Raw genomic sequence first — 19,847 nt, 5'->3', positions numbered from 1 at the left:
AATGATAATTCGTGAAGCCAGAATAGAAGACATTCCACAAATTCAGGTCGTGAGAAATGCCGTTACTGAAAACGCATTATCTGACCCCAATCTCGTTACAGATAAAGATTGTGAAGAATTTTTATTTGAAAGAGGGAAAGGTTGGGTTTGTGAAATTGACGATCAGGTTGTAGGCTTCTCGATTGTTGATCTTCAGGAAAACAATATCTGGGCTTTATTTTTAGATCCCAATTTTGAAAAACAGGGCATTGGAAGAAAACTTCACGATGTGATGTTGGATTGGTATTTTAAGCAAACTAAAGAAAATGTCTGGCTCGGAACTTCACCCAACACACGGGCTGAAACATTCTACAGAAAATCAGGCTGGAAAAAGATAGGAACCCACGGAAAAGGAGAAGTAAAATTTGAAATGACCTTAAAAAACTGGAAAAATCATACAAAAATGAAACAAAATATAAAATCTATCCGTCCGTTTATCGGAGCTGAAAACTTTGAAATAAGCAGGAACTTTTACAAAGATCTGGGCTTTGAAGAAGTTGTGCTAGAACCCAATTTATCTGTATTTAAAAAACAGGGAATAGCTTTTTATCTACAAAATTATTACACTAAAGATTGGATTGAAAACACCATGCTATTCATTGAAGTAGAAGATGCTGACGCTTTTTGGACTGAACTTTTAACATTAAATCTTACGGAGAAATATGAAAATGTAAAACTGGCACCCGTCAGAACATTGGATTGGGGCAAAGAATGTTTCGTTCATGATCCATCCGGGATTTTATGGCATTTTGGAGAATTTTTTAATAAATAATCAAAACTAGATTGATAAACTTATGTTAAAGCCGCTTTTTAGTGGCTTTTTTATTTTTGATTAAACAATTAATTGTGAATAAGTGACAAATATCATCAGGTTATTATTTTTACTGATTCTAAATAAGAATAAATTTGTCTAGGAAAATTAAAACACATATCTAATCATATCCATATCAATTTTTGTTTTTTCGAACCGGCAGTTTAGATTCTGTCGGTTTTCTTTTTGGATAAATTCTACAATAAAATCGGTTTTCCGTTTTGGCTACATCTTTACCCGATTTGGCAACTTTATCTTTTTCACTAATTCTCACCTTTGTCATGTAAAAATTAAACAAATAAAAAAATGAAAACAATTTTCATAACAGGTGCTTCAACAGGACTTGGAAAAGCAACAGCAAAATTATTTCAAAGCAAAGGATGGAACGTTATCGCAACAATGAGAAATCCTGAAGCCGAAACAGAACTTACTCAATTAGACAATGTTACATTACTTCCTTTGGATGTTACAAATTTGGATCAGATTAAATCAACATCAAAAAAAGCATTGGAAATAAGTGATATCGATTTAGTTTTCAACAATGCAGGTTACGGATTGATAGGGCCTTTGGAATCTTTAACAGATGATCAGATTGTGAAGCAAATAACAACTAATTTATTGGGAGTTATCCGCGTTACGCAAGCTTTTTTACCTTATTTCAGAGAAAAAGGCAAAGGAATGTTTATTTCTACAACTTCGATTGGTGGCTTATTAACGTTCCCTTTAAGCTCAATTTATCACGCAACAAAATGGGCGCTGGAAGGCTGGAGCGAAAGTCTGGCTTTTGAATTGAATACTTTAGGAATCGACATTAAAACCGTTTCTCCGGGCGGAATTAAAACAGATTTTATCAGCCGTTCATTAGATACAGGAAATCAACCGGAATATGCCGATCTGGTTAATAAAATGTTTTCTAATACAGAAAATATGATGGATCACGCTTCTGCGCCGGAACTAATCGCAGATGTGGTTTATGAAGCAGCAACCGATGGTAAAAAACAATTGAGATATATCGCCGGTGAAGATGCAAAAGCTTTATATGCACAACGTCAGGAAATGGGAGCTGAAGCCTTCAGAGAGCAATTCGGGAAACAGTTTATTTAAATTTAATTTGGGTTTGAGAGTTTGAGTGTAGGTGTATTTTAGAGTTTATCTTTTTTGAATTTTAAAATATTTTGTACACTCAAACGCTATTTACCCTAAAACACTCAAACATAATTTTGTAACTTTAAATCATGGAAAAGAAAGATAATTCTCCTTTAAAAATTTCGTCAATTTCTGAGCTTCATAGAATTTTGAACCTTCCAAAACCTCTTCATCCGTTGATCAGTCTGGTTGATAATACAAGCATGAGCGTGAACAAGGAAATGCTTAACCGAAGTTTTGTCTTTGATTTTTATAAAATTTCATATAAATTTTCTGAAAACGGCAAAATTGGTTACGGACAAGGATATTATGATTTCAACGAAGGCGGAATGATGTTTACAGCGCCGAATCAGATTTTATTTACAGAAGAAGATGCTGAATATCATGGATATACCTTATTAATCCATCCTGATTTTCTCCGTAATTATCCTTTAGCTAAAAACATAAAAAAATATGGCTTCTTTTCATATGATACAAACGAGGCCTTGCATTTATCTGATAAAGAGAAGAATACGATTGTAGGCCTGATGAATAATATTCTTGACGAAATGAATAATGCCATCGATGAAGTAAGTCAGGATGTAATTGTTTCTTACATTGAAGTATTATTAAATTACAGCAATCGATTCTATAAACGACAATTTATTACCCGAAAAGCTATAAATAACGATTTTCTTTCAAAAATGGAAGATCTGCTGGAAGAATATTTTAATCAACAGGATACATTAACAAAAGGACTTCCTACAGTAGAATTTCTTGCTTCAAAGCTAAATCTTTCAACGCATTATCTAAGTGATATGCTGAGAAATTTAACCGGTCAGAATGCACAACAGCACATTCATGAAAAATTAATTGAAAAAGCAAAAGAGTATCTTACAACAACCAATTTTTCTGTTGCAGAAATTGCCTATAACCTTGGGTTTGAGCATGCCCAGTCTTTCAATAAATTATTTAAAAAGAAGATGAATACCACTCCTTTAAGTTACAAACAGTCTTTTATGAACTAATTTTAGATGATAATAAAAAGTGAAAAATTTATTATCAATTAAAGATTTAATAGAAAATTTTACCATTTTCAATTTTAACGGTCTTTTCTTTTTCCATTTTTTTGACAGTTCGTATGACTGTTTCTACGCTCAATCCCGCCAGTGCAGCCAATTGTTGCCTCGTAAAGGGAACCTGATAGGAGTAGGGCAGCGTATATTTATTGTAAGTTTTAAATGAATCCAAAACCTTTCTTATTTTTTCAAGAGGTTGGGTAATTGAGATCGCATTAAACATAATATATCGGTAATACATTCTTTCAGCCGTGTATTCATAGAGCTTTAGCAACAAATCAGGATCGGTTTTAATAAGATGTATAAATTTTGATTTTTCTAATTTTATAATCTCACAATCGTTCATCGCAATAGCATTAATTGGGTATTTTTTATCTGAAATCAAAAATGTTTCTGCAAAGCAATGCCCGTCAAAAGGCACACTATGAATGATTTCTTTACCATCTTCGAAATAATTATTAAGCTTCACCGTTCCGCTGATGATCTGATAATAATATTTAGGCTGATCACCTTCATTAAATATGATGTCATTTATCTTGTAACTCTGGACTTCCGCATCCAACGAAAGTAAAATATCCTCAGCAATTACCATATGTTTATTATAGTGTAAGTTTTGAAATTTAATCTGTAATATTATGTGAAAATTGAATAATAAATTATGTATTCAACAATAAGAAGCAATGATAAAAATAATAAATTATTTGAAAATACGGCGCATCAAAGTTTAATAATTATAAAATTAATTCGTTAAAATGTAAAATATGATGAATAATTTTAACTTTAAGGAATTCAAATAAAAGAATCCGCTCTTTAGAAGCGGATCCAGTAGATAAATACATCTCATTTTTTTAATTAGACAACAATAAAAAAGCACAGCCGACAATGCTGTGCTTAAATTTTTATAAATTTAATTGCAATTTCAGATCTGAAAAAAGCAAAATTTGTTTCCACGTCTGTGATTATTACAGAGTAAATGTAGGAATTATTTTAATACGAAACATAAATTAAATGTTAAAATTCACATCTTATCCACATTTTTTTGTGGATAACTTTGAAGGTAGTTTTATAAGTAAATAAAGTTTTCTCAAAATCAAAAAAATGATTAACTTTATTTCATTAAAATCTCTTTATAAATATCATTTTATATTCAGGCACATTCTAAAAGCCTGAAAAACATTAGGTTCAAAATTCCTGGACCCATATAATCTATTATTTTAAAGTAAAAATATCTGACTGTTATTCTGTCATTTGTTTTTGTCATTAACAACAATAAAGAGAAATCATTATGAATACACATACAATTGCCGTAATCGGCGGAACAGGAAAATCAGGAAAATATCTTGTTCAAAATTTACTAGATAAAAAATATTCAATCAAACTTTTACTGAGAAATCCCGAAAATTTTAAGATCAAAAACCCTTTAATCGAAATTGTAAAAGGGGATGCAAGAGATTATGATGCGATTAATAATTTAATTAAAGATTGTAATACCGTTATCAGTACAATTGGTCAGCCGGTTGGAGAGGAATCGATTTTCAGTGACTCTACGAAAAATATTATCCAATCTATGAATTTCCACGGAATAAGGAGATATATCGTAACCACAGGTTTGAATGTAGATACACCATTTGACAATAAAAATGAAAAGGTAAAAATGGCTACCGAATGGATGTATCAGAATTATCCAAAAACTACTCAGGATAAACAGGATGAATACGAAATTCTTTTAAAAAGTAATCTGGACTGGACTTTAGTCAGGCTTCCGATGATTATTCAGACCTCGGAAAGTTTTCCTACAGAGACAAATTTGGAAGACTGTAAAGGTGAAAATATCAGCGCGACAGATCTTGCCGAATTTTTGGTTTCTCAGATTGAGGATGAGACTTATATAAGAGAAAGTCCGTTTTTGTATAATATTTTTAAACACAAATTAGACTAAATTTTTTTCACGAATAACACTATTTTCAAATTGTGAATATTTGCAAAGTACTTGTGGTATTAGTGTTTAAACAAAAGAAGAGAGTCAAAACGACTCTCTTTCTTATTTTATTTCTCCAGCTTTTCTTTGATATATTTTGCTGTATGAGATTTTTTATTTTTTGCCAGTTCTTCCGGAGTTCCCGTGAAAACGACTTCTCCGCCATGTTTTCCGGCTTCCGGACCGATGTCGATAACGTAATCAGCGGATTTTATAATGTCCGGCTGATGCTCAATCACAATCACGGAATGCCCAAGCTCAATCAATGCCTGCAAAGATTTCAGTAACTTCTGAATATCATGGAAGTGCAAACCTGTCGATGGCTCATCAAAAATAAACAAGGTTTTATCTGTTGTAACGCCTTTTACCAGGAAAGAAGCCAGTTTCACACGTTGTGCTTCACCGCCGGAAAGAGTAGAAGAACTCTGGCCTAATTGTAAATAACCTAGACCAACTTCCTGTAAAGGTCTTAGTTTGGTCACAATTTTGTCTTCGTTATTATCTTTAAAGAATTCCAAAGATTCATCAACGGTCATGTGAAGAATATCGGAGATGTTTTTCTCGTCAAATTTTACTTCCAGAATCTCACTTTTGAAACGTGTACCTTTACAAACTTCGCATTCCAGCTCAATATCAGCCATAAACTGCATCGAAACATTGATCACACCCTCACCTTTACACTCGTCGCATCTTCCGCCATCAACGTTGAAAGAGAAATGTTTAGGCTTGTAGCCCATCATTTTCGACACTTTTTGTTTAGCAAAAAGATCCCTGATATCGTCGTACGCCTTTAAATACGTTACAGGATTCGAACGGGAAGATTTTCCGATAGGATTTTGATCAATTAATTCTATATTCTTAATTAATTTTTTAGGAAATTCCACAGAATCGTAATCTCCTTTTTTTCCACCCATTCCTAACTGGATTTGAATATCATTCGTCAGAATTTCTTTCATTAAAGTAGACTTTCCACTTCCGGAAACTCCCGAAATTACGACCAGACTTTCCAAAGGAACGTCTACATCAATGTTTTTAAGATTATTTTGCCGGGCTCCTTTAATATGAATCCATTCTTTTGCTTTTCTGCGTTTTGCAGGAACTTCAATTTCTAATCTTCCGGTTAAATATTTTGAAGTTAATGTATCCGCATTTTTCAGTTCGTTATAATCACCTGCAAAAACCAGCTCACCTCCAAGATAACCGGCTTCCGGACCGATATCGATGATATAATCTGCAGCTCTCATAACGTCTTCATCATGTTCTACAACAATTACTGTATTTCCGAGATCACGGAGATTCATTAAAACTTCAATTAAATTTTCCGTATCTCTTGAGTGCAATCCGATCGATGGCTCATCCAAAATATAAATGGAACCTACCAAAGAACTTCCCAAACTTGTTGCCAGGTTAATTCTCTGACTTTCACCGCCGGAAAGCGTATTTGAAGTTCTGTTTATCGTTAAATATCCCAATCCCACTTTTAATAAAAATTCAATGCGGGTCGTGATTTCATATAAAAGGCGTTTGGCAATTTCCTGATCGTGTTCGGATAATTTTAAGCTGTTAATTAATGGGAAAAGCTCATCCAGAGGAAGCTCGATCATCGACTGAATATTGTGTCCGTCGATTTTTACCCAACTCGTTTCTTCGCGCAATCTCAGACCTTCGCAAGTAGGACAAAGCGTTTTTCCTCTGTAACGGGAAAGCATCACACGATACTGGATTTTATATAAATTTTCTTCAAGCATTTTGAAGAAATTATTAATCGATGGAAATGTGCTTTTTCCGTCACCTTTCCAAAGGTAAGCTTTCTGCTCTTTGGTTAATTGATGGTAAGGCTTATGAATAGGGAAGTCTTTTGCTTTTTTAATGAAATCTTTTTTCCATTCGCTCATACTTTCACCTTTCCATGAAGCAACAGCATCTTCAAAAATGGAAAGCGTTTTATTGGGAATAACAAGATCTTCATCGATTCCGATCACTTTTCCGTAACCTTCACAAGTTGGACACGCGCCGTAAGGATTATTAAAGCTGAAAAAATGAACATTCGGCTCCAAAAACTCCAAACCGTCGAGCTCAAATTTATTTGAAAATTCTTTAATTTTTTCAGTGTCAATATTTTTCAGCGAACAATATCCTCGGCCTTCATAAAATGCCATCTGGATAGAATCTGCCAATCTTTGAAGGAAACTTTCATCTTCTTCGTAAGAAAAACGGTCGATAACCAGATTGATGATCATTCCTTTTTCAGGGGTAAAGCCAAAACTTTCCAAATCTTCAATTCCCGCAAGATTTCCGTTGATTTCCAATCTTGTGAAACCTGCCAGTTTTAAAACATTCAGATTCTCACCAAAATTCGCGGCATCATATTCCAGTGGCGCTGTCAATAAAAATGCAGTATCTTTTTTTGAAGATTTAATATAATCGATCACATCAGAAACCGAATCTTTTTTAACCTCTTCACCTGAAACGGGGGAAAATGTTCTTCCGACTCTTGCAAATAAAAGCTTCAGATAATCGTAAATCTCCGTTGAAGTTCCTACGGTAGAACGCGGGTTTGACGAAATTACTTTCTGCTGAATGGCAATTGAAGGTGCCAGTCCTTTTATATCATCAACTTTTGGTTTTTCTAATTTACCCAAAAACTGACGAGCATAAGAGCTTAAGCTCTCGACATATCTTCTTTGTCCCTCTGCATAAATCGTGTCAAAAGCAAGAGAAGATTTTCCGCTTCCGGAAACTCCTGTGATGACGATCAGTTTATTTTTCGGGATGAGTACATCTATGTGTTTCAGGTTGTTAAGATGTGCGTTTTTAACAAAGACCTGTTTTTTTATATCTATTTCTGTTGTATTAGCCATAGTAAAATTAAGACTAACAAAATTACGAATTTTTAGCGAATTTTTTATATTTTAATTAAAGCCAAATTACACGGATATTTTCACAAATAACTACGAATTTGAATCATTACATTCATGTTAATTGTTGGTTTTTCGCAAAAGCGCAAAGTTTTATCCATAAATATTGTTATAAGACGCAAGAAAATCAGAGATCTTCAGCAATTGTTTTTTAATTTAAGCTAAAATTGCAGCACAAACCGTTAAAAATAAAAATATTTAAAAGCTTATAATCAATTTTTTTAAAATGAAAAAATTAAACAATATCTTGATTTAAAAATGAAAGATTCCTATTGGTGGACTCCTACTTATATTTAAAATTAAACAATAATTAATCAGAATATCTTATTCATTGAATATAATTGATGGTTAATGTTAAATTTTATCATATTCATTATATTTTTTTATTTTACTCTTGTTTTGTATTTTAAAATTATTTAAAATTGTATTCATAAATATGTAATATAGAAATGAGAAAATTGTTCAGAGATCTAGTTACACATTTAATGAGAAAAAGATAAAAAACGAAATTACTCCCAAAAAGATGCTGAGAATATCAGCATCTTTTTTTTATGATAAGAATCATTTTTAAGTCTTAACTGAGACTTCTATTTTTGGAGCGTCTTAAAAGACAAAAAAATAAACAAAAGGGACATGATCAAAAAACTGGGAGCTGCTTTTTTTCTTGGCAGTATATTGACAATTCAGGCGCAGGAAAAATCTACGGATATTGAGACTATTGAGGTTCAGGGAAAATTTATTTCAACACCTTATAAGAATGCTAATCAGAATATTACAGTAATCACAAAAGAAGAAATTGTAAATTCTCCGGCAAAAAGTATCGACGAAATCCTTCAGCAAATCCCGGGAATGGACATCAGAAGGCGAGGAGCGAATGGTGTACAAAGTGATATCGGCTTCCGCGGAAGCTCTTTTGAGCAGGTTTTACTGTTGTTAAACGGAATCAGGATGAATGATTCTCAAACGGGGCATAATTCTATGAATATTCCCGTTGATCTTCAGGATGTAGAACGGATTGAAGTCATAAAAGGCCCTGCAGCAAGACGATTCGGACAAAATGCCTACGCCGGGGTAATTAATATTATCACCAAAACCAATCCCGGAAAAAGAGTGAAAATAAGCGCAGAAGGTGGTGATTATGAAACTTATGGTTTCGGATTTAATGCACAATTGGGAAATGAGAAATTTTCTAATTCGCTTCAGGCAAATTCCAGTTCTTCACAAGGTTATATGCATAATACGGATTATGAGATCAGAAATGTTTTTTATCAGAATAAATTAAACATAAAAAATGGTGATCTTCGTTTGCAGGCGGGCTTTTCAGAGAAAAAATTTGGGGCAAACGGTTTCTATTCGTCTCCACTTGCTACGGAACAATACGAAGAAATGCAGGCTTCAATCATCAGTTTAGCGCATCAGCAGACCTTCGGAAAATTTAAAATCAACTCAAATATTTACTGGAGAAGAGGGCAGGATATGTATTTATTCAATCGTGAAAAGCCTGAAATTTATAGAAATATGCACATCGGAAACAATGTCGGCGGAGAAGTGAATTCAAGTTACCAATCAAGTTTGGGAACGACCGGTTTGGGGGTTGAGCTGAGAAAAGAGTTTTTGGCGAGTAATAATTTAGGCGACAGGCAGCGTTTTGTTTCTCAGGTTTTCTTTGAGCATCACTTTTCGTTATTGGATAAAAAATTAAATATTACACCAGGAATTTCATGGGCAAATTATTCGAATGAAGGAAATTTTTTCTATCCGGGATTAGATGTAGGATATAATTTCAATTCAAACAATAAAATCTACGGAAATATTTCAAAAGTACATCGAGTTCCGACGTTTACAGATCTTTATTATGTAAGCAAAACAGAAGTTGGGAATCCAGATTTGTTACCTGAAAATGCAGTTTATACGGAAATCGGATATCAGTTCCAAAATAAAAATATTTTAGCTAAAATCAGTGGTTTTGTAAGAAACGCTAACAACTCAATCGACTGGACAAAAATTACTTTAAATGATCCTGTATGGTATGCTCAGAATGTGGGAGATACAAATGTAAAAGGAGTAGAAGTGGAAGTCAACCACAGGATTTTGGACTGGTTAAAATATTCCGTTGGATATACTTATCTGGATAATAAATTTAAGGCGCCGAATGATTTTGTTTCAAGATATGTTTTGGATAATCTAAAACATCAGTTTGTATCAAAATTAGAGTTGAAATTTATGAAATATTTCACAAACGAATTGGTTTACAGATATAATGACAGGTTAAATTTAGGAAGCTATAATTTGTTGGATGAAAAATTAAGTTTCGTTAAAAAAGACTTTTCGGTGTATGTTTTAATTAATAATGTTACAAATACAGAATATACAGAAACCTTTGGTGTCAAAATGCCGCAAAGATGGTTCCACATTGGTTTTTCTTATAATATCAATATTAAGTAAATGTTAACTAATGATGAATTAAAGTTAATATTACGAAATTGTTAATTCGTTTACATTTGCAAAAATTTTTTAGATGAAACTGTTTTTAAGCTTAAGCTTACTTTTAGGTGTGACATTTCTCAAGGCACAGGAACATATTTCCGCCTTCAATGCTCTGACTTTAACATATAAGTTTCATCCGAAGTTTTTCCTGTATGCAGAAGGACAAATGAGAAGTATTGAGGACTATACATATCCGGATTATTATGAAATAAAAGGTGGATTGGGATATAATCTTACTAAAAATCACAAACCTTTTGTAGGTTTAGGACGATACGCAACTTATAAAGATCACGAAATTAATAAAGAAGAGTTCAGAGTTTGGCTACAGGATGTCATTGACGTTAAAAAAGGTGTTGTGAAATTTGAAAACCGTTTTCGAATTGAAAAATCATGGTTTTACGAGCCTCAAACGGATAAAAATTCTCAGAGAATGCGTTACCGTTACCGTCTGAATGTAAGTGTTCCTTTAAACGCAAAAGAAGTGAAAAAAGGAACCGTTTTCGCGAATGTCTATGACGAGATTTTTCTTGTAACACCTATGAAACCTACTTTTGCGAGAAACAGAGTTTACGCGGGAGGTGGTTATCAAATTGATAATAATTTAGGAATTGCAGCAGGATATCTTTGGCAGAGAGAATTTAATGCATCTGCAAACCAAAATTTTCATTTCGTTTATCTTGCATTAAACATCAATATCGACGGAACAAATCATCCAGTAAAAACGTTTGATTATCCGGGAGCGGATTAGGATGCTTTATCCAAATCCACCTGGAAATCTATAAGCTGAATTTTGTAATCCGTATATGTTTTGTTGAGGATCGCCTGATATTCATTGAGTATATTGAATACTGCATCCACCTCCCACTGAATATATTTGTCGTTGTTGAAATAGATATATTCCGAATCAGAAAAATCTTTCAGCAATTGTCTGTTTTCTATTGATAAAAGATCTTTATAAGCAGACTCTTCGATAAAATGTCTGATGCTATTTTTGAAAGGCTTTTCATTTTTAAGCAAGTTCGCTCTGTGGTTACGAATTTCTTCAACCTTCAAAGTCACCATCATAAATTGCAAGTGAGGGATGAAATTATTGATTGCACTCTGAAATATATCGTACTCACTGTCAAGCTTTGCAAGCGTTGCATATTTTTCAAGTAACGTTTTTTTATTATTTTCATCTGCTTTCTGATAGAAATGACGGAAAATATTTTTGTCATTTTCAACAATTTCAGATTGAACAGTTTCCAGCTCTTTTGTAAATCTTGAAATTAAAATCTTAGCTTCACCCGTTTTGTACAACCTTCCGTTGCATTTAAAAGTTGTAATCACTTTCGGATTCGCAACAAGCTGATTGAGGGTATAAAGATCGCTTTCGATACCTACTTTTTCATGGATTAATGCTACTTTTTTATCATTAAATAAATCATTTTCCACAGGTTTTTCGTCATTCGTTAATTCTTCAAGATTTTCCAGAACAGGATTATGTCTTTCGTAATATCCGTTAAAATCCGAATAGATGCTGTGATAAGGAAATTTCTCGTTGTAGAGCTGCAGAAATTTCTCGTTGTTATCCACAATTTCGCCGACATTTTTAATATGATATAAAGTTAGATATTTACTGGTTAAAGCCTTACCGATTTCATCAAATCCACGGATAATATTCTTCGCCAGTTCATTATTTTCAGGGTGGTTTTTGGTTTGGTTTTTCCAGATCGATTCTATTCTTTTATCAGTGTCGGGATGGAATGACCATTGGTCTTCAATTTCAATTTTTGTTTTATTATAGCGATTGAGATCATCCAGATCCACCCTCGGAAGATTATTTTCATAAGGATGATTGTTTCTTTCACTGAAAACTTTCATTAAAATGGTTTGGTTTTCGAAAAGATTTTCAGGAAGATATTTATTTTCACTTTGTGTATAAAACATAAAAGAGCTGTTGAAAGCAGCACTGCTCAGATCAAGTCTCAACAAAGAACTTGTCTGTTCTTTAGGATTGGTAACAAAGGTCGCCACCGCATCTGCATGAAATTCCATTTCTCTGCGTAAAGAAGCGTTATTTTTAAACAGAAAATCAGAAAAAATCTTTAGAATATATTGAAAAACACTGATAAATCCTACAGAAACGAATCCCGTAAACTGAAATACCCAATGTCCCGAACCATTTTTGATAGTGTTTTCAAAATCTTTATTGTTGTAAACGGTATCGAAAATAATTTTCTCTGCCTGGCTTACATAGCCTCCGATTTTCATGCTTCGCTGAGAAAAATGACCGAATTCGTGAGCCAAAACGGTTTTAAGTTCGCCCACGGTTGTAGAATTAATCAATCCCATGCCGATGGTAAGATTCTTTTTTACGGGTAAAAACATGCTCCAGAAAAGAGAATTGTAGCTTACACTCGCATTTACTTCAGGAGAAAGAAAAACTTTTCCGGGTTTCTGAACTTTAGTTTCGGCAACAATTTCATTAATAATGGCAAATAATTCAGGCTGATTTTTTTCGTCAATTTCAATTAAATGTCTGTTGCTGTAGTTGTCTTTTATAAAAATAAATTTGATTAAAAAATAAAAAACCACAAGCCCTATGCCTATCATTCCCAATGCGATAACGGCCGTGAAATAATTTGCATAAAACGAGATTAATTTTACTGCTCCGTAACCTAATAAGAAAAGCATGAAGAGCGAAATGAGGATTAATATAAAATAAACTATAAAAAACACTGAAATAGAGACAATTGCAGAAGTCAGCTTAGTTCTGTAAGCTGATGAAATAGGAGGTAGGTTATTAGCCATTGCTTTGTTAATATTTATCTATCAAATAATGATAAGCCTTTAAATATTTATTAAATCTTTTAATATCTTTAGGGCTTAATTCTCCGGGAACTCTTCTCAGATCCATATTGTCGCGAAGATCGTTCAACTTTACGGCAACGGCCAGGGGAGAACGTTCGGTTCTTTTGACGAAATCATCATAATCCTCTTCAGGATCGAATTTTGTAAGGCAGCTGATCGCAAAAATAATATACTCCGGAAAGCCTTCACTTCTCAGATAATCAAGGCTAAAATCCGTAGGATGATCTTCTACCACGTCGTGTAGAACGCCGACGATTTTTTCATCCATTGTTTTACCATATTCCATCACGCGCATCACGTGGGCGATATACGGAGCATGGTATTTGTCTGTTTGACCTTTATGCGCTTTATCTGCGATTTTTATTGCTTTATGCAATAGCTCTTCTTTTGTCATCCCATTTAAAAATAGATTACAAAAATAAAAAATGCCCCAAAACTTTGAGGCTTTTTTATGAATTATTTTAAATAATAATTTTAATTTGTTTACCCTCTATAAAAGCACCCCAGAGCAGTATTTTCACAGATTTTATGCTTTTTCCCATAACATTTCTTATATTGTACAATTACTTCTCTGATAATTTCATCGTTAAAAGCTTTTAAATAAAAACGCCTCACAAAATGAGACGTTTTTTGAAATCAAATTTATATATATAAAAGACTAATAATGTCCTTTTTCGATATAGTGAGCCGCCACTTTTTCAGTTAATGCCACCACATTCGGATTGTTTGTGTATTTTGTGAATCTTCTTAATCCTGAAAGCATCATTCTCTGCTCGTCACCTTCCGCGAAAGAAATAATTCCCTCTTTAGCTGCTACCGTGATTTTCTCAACAGCTTTATAAAGGTTTAATTGAGCCATTGCAGCTTCCACAGAATCAGCAGAGAAGTGTTTTTCAGCTCTTAAAATTGCAGATTCTGCCATATAGATCTGGTTAAGAATTTCAGAAGCATTTAATAGTAAATGTTGCTGTTTCTCAATATCCATCATATATTTTTGAAGAGCAGCACCTGAAACCATTAAGAAAACTTTCTTAAGATTTGCGATAATTGCTTTCTCTTCGCTCATAAATTCAGAATAATCCGGAACTTCAAATGAAGGAATTCCCATTAATTCTTTGCTGATCGCCATTGCGGGAGATAATAAGTCTAATTCTCCTTTCATTGCTCTTTTGATCAACATTCCAACAGCAAGAAGTCTGTTGATTTCGTTGGTTCCTTCATAAATTCTTCCGATTCTGGCATCTCTCCATGCAGATTCCATTGGTGTATCTTCTGAGAATCCCATTCCGCCATAGATCTGAATTCCTTCATCAGCCGTTTTTTGAGTAAGATCAGAAACAAAAACTTTAAGGATAGAAGCTTCAACTGCGAATTCTTCAACTCCTTTTAATTCAGCCTGTTGATGATCTGTTCCGCCGTCAACCAATTCTGCAATTTTATCTTCAACATTTTTTGCTAAACGGTAAGAACCTGCTTCACTTACGAAAACTCCGGTTGTCATTTCCGCAATTTTCTTTCTGATTGCTCCGAAAGTTGAGATTGAAACTCCAAACTGCTTTCTTTCGTTTGCATACTGAATTGAGTGGTTTAAAATTCTTCTTTGTCCGTCAAGATTTGCGGCGGCTAATTTAATTCTACCGACGTTCAGGGCATTTAAAGCGATTTTGAAACCATTATTTCTTTCGCCCAGCATATTTTCTACCGGAATTTTCATATCATTGAAAAAAACCTGACGTGTAGAAGAAGAACGGATTCCTAATTTATGCTCTTCCTCTCCGAAAGTCAAACTTTCCGGATTTTCAAGTTCTGAACGATTGATTACGAAGCCAGTGATATTTTTATCATCATCAATTTTAGCGAACAAAGTGAAAGTATCTGCAAAACCTGCGTTTGAAATCCACATTTTTTGTCCGTTGATGATGTAATGTTTTCCGTCTTCGGATAATTTTGCTCTTGTTTTCCCTGAGTTGGCATCAGAACCGGCATCAGGCTCAGTTAAGCAATAAGCTCCGAATTTTGTTCCTGTCGCTAAATCAGGAAGATATTTCTTTTTTAATTCTTCACTTCCGTAAAGAAGTGTCGGAAGGGTTCCGATTCCTGTATGAGCTCCGTAAGCTGTTGCTAATGAGCCGTTTCCTCCTGAAACATAATCACAAGCCAACATGGTGCTGACGAATCCCATTCCAAGACCGCCGTATTCTTCAGGAACGGTAATTCCTAGCAATCCCATTTCGCCCAGCTTGCGCATGGTTTCTTCCGTTAAGGCATAATCTTTTTTCTCAAAACGATCATGTTGTGGAACAACTTCTCTGTCAATAAATTCTTTTGCAGAATCACGAAGCATTTTTTGTTCTTCAGAAAGTTCTTCCAAAGAGAAGATTTCATTAGCAGGAATTTCTTTAATTAAAAACTCACCGCCTTTTAATGTTTTATTAAGTGTATCACTCATTGTTTTAATTTTTTAGATTTAAAGAATAAAGAGAAAAGAATAAAGACTTACAACTTTAGTTTTTTTTGAAAGCCAGAAATCATTCTCTGTAATTCTGTGATTTTATTTTCTATATTTTCAAGTTTAGATAAATCAAAATAACTTCTGTTTGAAGAAATTATAATTTGAGTTTGTAATTCGTAAAGAGATCCAAGACTTATTTCCAAAAATCGATTGAAATCTTTATTTGAACTTCTGCTTGATCCTTCAGCAATATTTGAAGCAACCGAAACAGAACATCTTCTAAGTTGAGATTTTAATCCAAATTCTTCATTTTTAGGAAAACAATCAGTAAGAATATAAGCGTCATTAGCCAATTCAATAGCTAATTTCCAAATATTTAAATTCTTAAAATTATGTTTCACCTCTGTCTTTTCTCTTTATTCTTTGTTCTTTTTATCTATAATAACTCAAAAATTGAAGCTGCGCCTTGTCCCGTTCCTACGCACATAGAAACCATTCCGTATTTGTTTCCGCGTTTTCTCATTTCGTCAAGAAGCTGAACGGTTAATTTTGTTCCGGTACATCCAAGAGGGTGACCAAGAGCGATGGCACCTCCGTTTACATTTAGAATATCAGGATTTAAGCCTAATTCTTTTTTAATAGCAACAGATTGAGAGGCAAATGCTTCGTTTAATTCGATTAATTCAATATCTTTTAATTCTAATCCAGCCTGTTTTAAAGCCTTTGGAATAGCGTAAATTGGTCCCATTCCCATGATTCTTGGTTCAAGACCTGCAGCTGCATAAGCTACTAATCTTGCTTCAGGCTCCAATCCTAATTCTTTGACCATTTCTTCGCTCATCACCATTACGAAAGCGGCTCCATCACTCATTTGAGAAGAGTTTCCGGCTGTTACGCTTCCTCCGTTGGCGAAAACTGGTCTTAATTTAGCCAAACCTTGTAAAGAAGTATCTGCTCTCGGACCTTCATCAACTGAAAAGTCAAACTTTTTAGTCTGCATTTTCTGGTTTTCATCCAAAAAATTATACTCAACAGGAATCGGAACAATCTGATTGGCAAATTTACCTTCCTGATTGGCTTTTAAAGCTTTCATATGAGATTCAAAAGCGAATTGATCCTGTTCTTCTCTTGTGATATTGTACTGCTTTGCAACTTCCTCTGCCGTGTAGCCCATTCCCCAATAATAATCAGGGTTTGTTTTGGCAATTTCAGTTTCTGGAACCGGTTTGTAGCCACCCATCGGAATGTAAGACATTGATTCTGTACCTCCTGCAATGATACAATCAGCCATTCCTGCCTGAATTTTTGCAGAAGCAATCGCAATCGCCTCACTTCCTGATGCACAATATCTGTTGACGGTAACTCCGGGAACTTTGTCTGTATTTAATCCCATTAAAGAGATCAAACGGGCTACGTTCAAGCCTTGTTCGGCTTCCGGCATTGCGTTTCCTACGATAAGGTCATCGATTCTGTTTTTGTCTAATTGCGGAAGCTCAGCCATTAATTTTTCAATTACGGTTGCCGCCATTACGTCGGGTCTCGTGAATCTTAAACTTCCTTTTGGAGCTTTTCCAACGGCAGTTCTGAAACCCTTTACTATATATGCTGTCTTTGACATTTTTATTTGTTTTTTTATTTTTTACACCGGGTTTTACCCGATGCTATTGTTGTTTCGCCACTTCGTGGCTCAAAAACCTGACGGTTAATTTCTCAAAGGTTTTCCGTTTTGTAACATATACTGAATTCTCTCCAACGTTTTTCTTTCACCACAAAGCTGTAAGAAAGTTTCTCTTTCAAGATTCAATAGATATTGTTCAGTTACGATCGTTGGCTCAGAAAGATTTCCGCCGACCATTACATTCGCGAGCTTATCAGCAATTTTCTTGTCGTGGGCAGAGATGAAATTTCCGGTTAACATTTGGTCAGTTCCAACGTAGAACATTCCCAAGGCATCTTTACCCAAAACTTTCACTTTTTGCTCGATAGGTTGAGTATAACCATGTTCTGCCAAACTTTTAGCCAACATTTTTGCAGTCATGATCTGGGTTCTTTTATCAACTGCAACAATATCTTTTCCTTTTTCAAGGATTCCCATATCATAGGCTTCATAAGCAGAAGTTGCTACTTTACCCATCGCGATATTCATGAAAGCTTCACGAAGTCTGTTATTTTTAACATCATCGCTGTGGAATTCTCTTGAAGTTCTCAATGTTAATTCTTTCGTTCCGCCACCGCCGGGAATTACTCCCACTCCGGTTTCAACCAATCCGATGTACGTTTCTGCTGCTGCAACCACTCTGTCTGCGTGCATGGTCATTTCGCAACCGCCACCAAGCGTCATTCCGTGAGGAGCAACGACAACAGGAATAGAAGAGTAACGCACTCTCATCATCGATTTTTGGAAATAGGCAATTGCCATATTCAAATCATCCCAATCCTGCTCGATAGCCATCATTAAAATCATCGCTAAATTAGCTCCAACAGAGAAATTTGTCCCTTGATTTCCGATCACTAAACCGTCATATTCTTTTTCAGCTAAATCGATCGCTCTGTTTAATCCATCTAAAACTTCGCCGCCAAGCGAATTCATTTTAGAACGAATCTCAAAGTTGATAATTCCGTCGCCTAAATCTTCAATTGCAGCCCCTGAATTACTCCAAAGCGTTTTATTTTTTCTAATATTATCTAAAATAATGAAAGAATCCTGACCCGGAATTTTGTTGTATTCTCCTGAATTCTTATCAACGAAAATAGTCTGCCCATCATCATTAACTTTATAGAAAGTCTCTACATTTTTTACCCAGTCTGAAACTTCATAACCAGCATCTTTAGCCAATTCAATACCTTTTTGAACGCCAACGGCATCCCAGATTTCAAATGGACCGTTTTCCCAACCGAAACCAGCTCTCATGGCATCATCGATTTTATAAACTTCATCAGAAATTTCAGGAACTTTGTGCGAAACATAAGCGAATAATGCACCTAAAGACTTTCTGTAAAGCTCTCCGGCTTTATCTTTTCCGCCAATTAAGACTTTGAATCTGTCAATCGGCTTGTCAATATTTTTAGTTAATTCCAATGTCGGGAAAGAAGATTTTCCTTGAAGTTCGTAATCTAAGGTATCAAGATTTAATCCGTGAATTTCAGATTTTCCTTCTGCATTTTTCACTTTTTTATAGAAACCTTGCTCAGTTTTCGAACCTAACCATTTGTTATCAACCATTTTCTGGATGTAACCTGGAAGGGCAAAAACATCATTGAAATCATTAGCTTCAACACCGCTGTTACGAACGCCATTCGCCACCATCACCAATGTATCCAAACCAACAACATCAGCTGTTCTGAACGTCGCAGATTTTGGACGACCGATTACCGGACCGGTTAATTTATCAACCTCGGAAACTGTTAATCCTAATTTTTGAACGTTGTGAAGTAAATCCATCATTGAGAAAACCCCAATTCTATTCGCAATAAACGCGGGCGTATCTTTTGCTAAAACGGTTGTTTTTCCCAAGAATTTTGCTCCATAACTCATATAGAAATCAATAACTTCCGGAGCTGTATCGTTGGTAGGAATAATTTCTAAAAGAGGAAGATATCTTACAGGATTAAAGAAATGCGTTCCTGCAAAATAATGTTTGAAATCATCACTTCTTCCTTCTACTAACATATTAATAGGAATTCCCGAAGTATTTGAAGAAACTAAAGTGCCAGGTTTCCTGAACTGTTCGATTTTCTCGTAAACCGATTTTTTGATGTCAAGCCTTTCAACTACAACCTCAATAATCCAATCTGTATTTTTTATTTTTGGTAAATCATCATCAAAGTTTCCGACTTTGATCCTATCTGCAAATTTTGGGGAATAGAGTAGAGCCGGACTTGCTTTTTTCAGTTTTTCAAAATTTTCAGAAGCGATTCTGTTTCTTACCGCTTCATCATCTTTTGTCAAACCTTTTTTCTGTTCAGCCTCAGTAAGCTCAAAAGGAACGATATCCAAAAGCGAAACTTCTACGCCAATGTTGGCAAAGTGAGCCGCAATACCGCTTCCCATGATTCCTGAACCAAGAACTGTAACGTGTTTGATTCTTCTTTTCATTTGATTTAT

The 19,847-nt window shown here is 34.5% G+C and carries 14 protein-coding genes; 6 read left to right on the top strand and 8 right to left on the bottom strand.

Annotated elements, in window-relative coordinates:
* The first annotated feature begins 1 nt into the window (after position 1).
* The 3 genes from BLT04_RS19150 (at position 2) to BLT04_RS17960 (ending at position 3,003) form a co-directional block, all read left to right on the top strand.
* Positions 2-811: a GNAT family N-acetyltransferase gene (locus tag BLT04_RS19150; protein ID WP_317040706.1), complete on the top strand. Its 810-nt coding sequence runs from the start codon at positions 2-4 to the stop codon at positions 809-811.
* Positions 812-1,156: 345 nt separating this feature from the next.
* The gene (locus BLT04_RS17965) at positions 1,157-1,954 is read left to right on the top strand and encodes an SDR family oxidoreductase (protein ID WP_089757165.1); all 798 of its coding nucleotides are present in this window, start codon (positions 1,157-1,159) and stop codon (positions 1,952-1,954) included.
* 131 nt (positions 1,955-2,085) lie between these two features.
* Positions 2,086-3,003 carry a helix-turn-helix domain-containing protein gene (locus tag BLT04_RS17960; RefSeq protein WP_089757164.1) on the top strand — a complete coding sequence of 306 codons (918 nt, stop codon included), beginning with the start codon at positions 2,086-2,088 and terminating at the stop codon, positions 3,001-3,003.
* Between the two features lie 46 nt (positions 3,004-3,049).
* Here BLT04_RS17960 and BLT04_RS17955 read toward each other — a convergent pair whose 3' ends face one another.
* Positions 3,050-3,646 carry a Crp/Fnr family transcriptional regulator gene (locus BLT04_RS17955; protein ID WP_089757163.1) on the bottom strand — a complete coding sequence of 199 codons (597 nt, stop codon included), beginning with the start codon at positions 3,644-3,646 and terminating at the stop codon, positions 3,050-3,052.
* A 693-nt stretch (positions 3,647-4,339) separates the two neighbouring features.
* Here BLT04_RS17955 and BLT04_RS17950 point away from each other — a divergent pair.
* The gene (locus tag BLT04_RS17950; RefSeq protein WP_089757162.1) at positions 4,340-4,993 is read left to right on the top strand and encodes an NAD(P)-dependent oxidoreductase; all 654 of its coding nucleotides are present in this window, start codon (positions 4,340-4,342) and stop codon (positions 4,991-4,993) included.
* 107 nt (positions 4,994-5,100) lie between these two features.
* Here BLT04_RS17950 and uvrA read toward each other — a convergent pair whose 3' ends face one another.
* The gene (gene uvrA, locus BLT04_RS17945; protein WP_089757161.1) at positions 5,101-7,893 is read right to left on the bottom strand and encodes an excinuclease ABC subunit UvrA; all 2,793 of its coding nucleotides are present in this window, start codon (positions 7,891-7,893) and stop codon (positions 5,101-5,103) included.
* Between the two features lie 690 nt (positions 7,894-8,583).
* On the opposite strand from uvrA, the gene BLT04_RS17940 reads away from it, so the two are divergent.
* The gene (locus BLT04_RS17940) at positions 8,584-10,395 is read left to right on the top strand and encodes a TonB-dependent receptor plug domain-containing protein (protein WP_089757160.1); all 1,812 of its coding nucleotides are present in this window, start codon (positions 8,584-8,586) and stop codon (positions 10,393-10,395) included.
* Positions 10,396-10,468: 73 nt separating this feature from the next.
* The gene (locus BLT04_RS17935) at positions 10,469-11,185 is read left to right on the top strand and encodes a DUF2490 domain-containing protein (protein WP_089757159.1); all 717 of its coding nucleotides are present in this window, start codon (positions 10,469-10,471) and stop codon (positions 11,183-11,185) included.
* Here the strand turns inward: BLT04_RS17935 and BLT04_RS17930 are convergent.
* The 6 genes from BLT04_RS17930 to BLT04_RS17905 all read right to left on the bottom strand — a co-directional run bounded on the left by BLT04_RS17930 (position 11,182) and on the right by BLT04_RS17905 (position 19,838).
* Positions 11,182-13,230 carry a M48 family metallopeptidase gene (locus BLT04_RS17930; RefSeq protein ID WP_089757158.1) on the bottom strand — a complete coding sequence of 683 codons (2,049 nt, stop codon included), beginning with the start codon at positions 13,228-13,230 and terminating at the stop codon, positions 11,182-11,184. The two genes, BLT04_RS17935 and BLT04_RS17930, sit on opposite strands and share 4 nt — an antisense overlap.
* Positions 13,231-13,237: 7 nt before the next feature.
* Positions 13,238-13,684: a phosphohydrolase gene (locus tag BLT04_RS17925; RefSeq protein ID WP_089757157.1), complete on the bottom strand. Its 447-nt coding sequence runs from the start codon at positions 13,682-13,684 to the stop codon at positions 13,238-13,240.
* 264 nt (positions 13,685-13,948) lie between these two features.
* Positions 13,949-15,739, bottom strand: a complete 1,791-nt coding sequence (locus BLT04_RS17920; protein ID WP_089757156.1) for an acyl-CoA dehydrogenase family protein — start codon at positions 15,737-15,739, stop codon at positions 13,949-13,951.
* Between the two features lie 47 nt (positions 15,740-15,786).
* Complete coding sequence (locus BLT04_RS17915; RefSeq protein WP_089757155.1) at positions 15,787-16,143, bottom strand: four helix bundle protein; 357 nt, start codon at positions 16,141-16,143, stop codon at positions 15,787-15,789.
* A 35-nt stretch (positions 16,144-16,178) separates the two neighbouring features.
* The gene (locus tag BLT04_RS17910) at positions 16,179-17,360 is read right to left on the bottom strand and encodes an acetyl-CoA C-acyltransferase (RefSeq protein WP_089757154.1); all 1,182 of its coding nucleotides are present in this window, start codon (positions 17,358-17,360) and stop codon (positions 16,179-16,181) included.
* Positions 17,361-17,444: 84 nt separating this feature from the next.
* On the bottom strand, positions 17,445-19,838 hold the full coding sequence (locus BLT04_RS17905) for a 3-hydroxyacyl-CoA dehydrogenase/enoyl-CoA hydratase family protein (protein ID WP_089757153.1): 2,394 nt from the start codon (positions 19,836-19,838) through the stop codon (positions 17,445-17,447).
* Between the last annotated feature and the right edge of the window lie 9 nt (positions 19,839-19,847).

This window comes from Chryseobacterium soldanellicola (genome assembly GCF_900100115.1).
Classification (GTDB): Bacteria; Bacteroidota; Bacteroidia; order Flavobacteriales; family Weeksellaceae; genus Chryseobacterium; species Chryseobacterium soldanellicola.
This window is presented reverse-complemented; position numbering and strand designations above follow the sequence as displayed.

What these genes read in the sequence shown, in the direction of transcription:
- BLT04_RS17905 (WP_089757153.1), bottom strand. Translation starts at nt 19,838, where the DNA reads ATGAAAAGAAGAATCAAACACGTTACAGTTCTTGGTTCAGGAATCATG.
- BLT04_RS17910 (WP_089757154.1), bottom strand. Translation starts at nt 17,360, where the DNA reads ATGTCAAAGACAGCATATATAGTAAAGGGTTTCAGAACTGCCGTTGGA.
- BLT04_RS17960 (WP_089757164.1), top strand. Translation starts at nt 2,086, where the DNA reads ATGGAAAAGAAAGATAATTCTCCTTTAAAAATTTCGTCAATTTCTGAG.
- uvrA (WP_089757161.1), bottom strand. Translation starts at nt 7,893, where the DNA reads ATGGCTAATACAACAGAAATAGATATAAAAAAACAGGTCTTTGTTAAA.
- BLT04_RS17930 (WP_089757158.1), bottom strand. Translation starts at nt 13,230, where the DNA reads ATGGCTAATAACCTACCTCCTATTTCATCAGCTTACAGAACTAAGCTG.
- BLT04_RS17965 (WP_089757165.1), top strand. Translation starts at nt 1,157, where the DNA reads ATGAAAACAATTTTCATAACAGGTGCTTCAACAGGACTTGGAAAAGCA.
- BLT04_RS17920 (WP_089757156.1), bottom strand. Translation starts at nt 15,739, where the DNA reads ATGAGTGATACACTTAATAAAACATTAAAAGGCGGTGAGTTTTTAATT.
- BLT04_RS17925 (WP_089757157.1), bottom strand. Translation starts at nt 13,684, where the DNA reads ATGACAAAAGAAGAGCTATTGCATAAAGCAATAAAAATCGCAGATAAA.
- BLT04_RS17950 (WP_089757162.1), top strand. Translation starts at nt 4,340, where the DNA reads ATGAATACACATACAATTGCCGTAATCGGCGGAACAGGAAAATCAGGA.
- BLT04_RS17940 (WP_089757160.1), top strand. Translation starts at nt 8,584, where the DNA reads ATGATCAAAAAACTGGGAGCTGCTTTTTTTCTTGGCAGTATATTGACA.
- BLT04_RS19150 (WP_317040706.1), top strand. Translation starts at nt 2, where the DNA reads ATGATAATTCGTGAAGCCAGAATAGAAGACATTCCACAAATTCAGGTC.
- BLT04_RS17935 (WP_089757159.1), top strand. Translation starts at nt 10,469, where the DNA reads ATGAAACTGTTTTTAAGCTTAAGCTTACTTTTAGGTGTGACATTTCTC.
- BLT04_RS17955 (WP_089757163.1), bottom strand. Translation starts at nt 3,646, where the DNA reads ATGGTAATTGCTGAGGATATTTTACTTTCGTTGGATGCGGAAGTCCAG.